Raw genomic sequence first — 2,955 nt, 5'->3', positions numbered from 1 at the left:
ACCATTTTTATCTTTAGCATTGATATCAGCACCTTTGTTCACAAGAAATTTTACCACATCAAGAGCATTGTAATATACAGCATAGTGTAAAGGTGCCCAACCACTGCTATCTTTCATATTCACTACAGTGTTTTTATCTGAAAGAAATTGAAATATATCATTAAGTAGATTCAAATCACTATTGTAAACAGCATAGTGGACAGTGGTCCAGCTTATTGAGAATCGATCCTTGTTTGCAACATCATCTGGATTTCTTTCAGCAGTTTTATCAAGGAAAAGATTGACTATATCCCACTTACCATTTTTAGCAGCATATTGCAGCGGTGTATAACCGAACTTATCTTTTTCATTTATGAGAGACTTTAATCTTTCTCTTTGGCGAACTGCTTTTACTAGTTCATCAGGTTCTGCATACAAATTATCTTCAAAATTCATACTTTCAATTTTACCTATAAGGAACCTGATAGAACGCAATTTGCCTTCTTGAGCAGCAATATGAAAAAGTGTTTGGCCATCGTTATTTTTAGCTTCAATGTTAGCTTCGCACCCAGTCTTCTTTTGACAAATCTCTGAAGCTTTATTAATCAGATCTTGTATTTCTGCTATATCAGACAAACTAAACCTATCTAATCTCCGGATTATTATTGGTTCTAATCCTAAATCGAATTCCAATGTAGAAATCCTATAAGACTCAGAATTATTCCAATTTTTTACATTGATTACATGGTTAGATACTTCGTCAGAAAACACCAAGTCTGTATTGCTACTGGAAACCCTAATCCGATCTGGAGTAATATTTTTTAATATCATTACTCCTACGCGTTGCCCCACCGAAGTTAAAGTATCGTTTTGATTATGTGTAATACTGACAGACTTAGTAAAATCTATAACATATTCTTTTATTACCTCTTCGTAATCATCCTTAAGTTTATCTTGATAACTCACGACTTCATCCATCTCTTGTGGCAGGTCAAAATATGAAAAATTACCGTTATTCCACAGAAGAAAATTAATACCTATCCATTTACTTCGATCATTGTAAAAATTTTCTATTCTAATAATAAAAGGAATTTCACTTTCTCTTATTAACAAGAGATCATCTTTATCTTCATATTTCTCAATATCTTCAAAATAAGAATCAATTACTACATAATTATATTGAACATCTTTAGGCAGTAAAAACATATTTTGAGTTGATGTAGCATGGAAAAAAGGGACTAATTCACCATCTTCTATGTGAGAGCCAGAACATGACATTGATTGTACATAAGGAATAAAGGTTTCTCCTTTGTTATTCATAACTATAAGATGCCTATAGCTGTTACCCTGAAAATAATTCCTTACTTGAACACGAATATTATTGTAGCTTAAATGCAAGTTACACTGTTGAGTTGAAAACCTCTCAGGAACTTCTGGCATAACCAACATATCTAATTTTTTATCATCTGAGTTATTATCAATAATAATCTCTCTTTCCTCTATGTTACTATCAATAACATACGTATCACTTCCATTTCCACCTCTAGCAAACGTATTCCTTTGATCAAAATTTATTATATCTTCTCCTGAAGAACCAAATACCATATGTTGGAATGCGCTATTGCTTTGTAGTTTTTCTCTAACAACACCAAAGACTTTATATCCCTTATTATTGCTAAGTATTTTCTTGTAATGATTTTCTGCAGCATCAAAGCTCTCAAGAGAATGTTCTGTATGCAACTCAAACGAAGTAATTCTTATAATTGATGAGTCTGATCTTTCAATCTTAGGAACAATATTACTACCATTTTTATCTATTAGCGTAAAATGAGGTTTATTACTGCTTTGTTCAACATAATTTTTTATATCAAGGGTAAATTGATTATTTTGACCAAAATTTATTTTCAAAGATAAAGTATTACTGTTTTTAGAGTAAGTTATTTGATCACAATCACCTAATAAATCAACTTCCGGAAAAACTACAGTTCCTGTTCCGTCTACATCAATTTCTGAATATAAACCCCTACCTTTATAGTCTGCAGTTTTTACATAAAAAGTATAATTGCTCTTTCTACCCTTGACTTCAGTATATGGTGAAATAATTACTTTTTTGCAACCTTCAACTACGTCTTTCTCACTATTACTAGAACCACCGCCACTATCTATGATAACTTCACGATCATCAGTTCCAGTAAAGTGTTCAGAATAACCAATACATAGCACCCTATCCACTTTGTTTTTCCTTCCAACATAGTGATAATTAAAAATATTACTATCGATATAATCATCAATCAATAAATGATCATTTATTTTTACTTTTAATTGTCCGGAAGCACTAGGTTCAAAACGATAATTAACATTCACTATAACTTTATCTCCTGCCAATTTGCTCAAATCAAGTATATTAGTAGAGTTCCCTTTACCAATAATTTTACCTGAGAAGTTAACATCATGTACAACAAATCTATTTACTACCTTACTATTACCACCAGTTATTTCTGCTGCACCTGAACTAATTAGAAAATTATTGTTCCATTCATTGCTTCCAACAATGGTACCTCTATCTATACCGATTAAATCATAAACAATTGTTTTGTCCTTTTGCATCACATTTACTTTTCTATCATGGCTAATAACCATTGCATTATCACAATAGTACTTAGCTGATGGAACAGAACTTTTAATACCCTTTTCATAATCTTGATTGGTAATCTGTGGTAAGCAAATCATTGTAGCATTTTGAATTGGATCAGGTATAACACGTGAAAGATTTTCTGTATTGGCATTTGTTTCATTCATCATAATCGTTGCATAGTCCGGACGAAGAGTATTACCATTTACTTTTCCAAGACCAATACCATAGGCAATAAGACTATCAGAGTTATTACTATTTAAAGCTCGCCACGCTCCTTTAGCCAGACTATTAATCATTTCCTTTCTGGCTGCAAGATGTTGTACATCCTTTGGTATAGGTTG

Annotated in this window: 1 protein-coding gene; it reads right to left on the bottom strand. The window is 31.9% G+C overall.

The features are described 5' to 3' along the window. The coding region (locus Wcon_RS09180) for an ankyrin repeat domain-containing protein (RefSeq protein WP_179947513.1) at positions 1–2,910 on the bottom strand (2,910 nt) is incomplete at its 3' end. Positions 2,911–2,955 lie beyond the last annotated feature (45 nt).

This window comes from Wolbachia endosymbiont of Cylisticus convexus, from assembly GCF_003344345.1.
The sequence above is the reverse complement of the archived record's forward strand: the minus strand, read 5'-3'. Positions and strand labels throughout refer to the sequence as shown.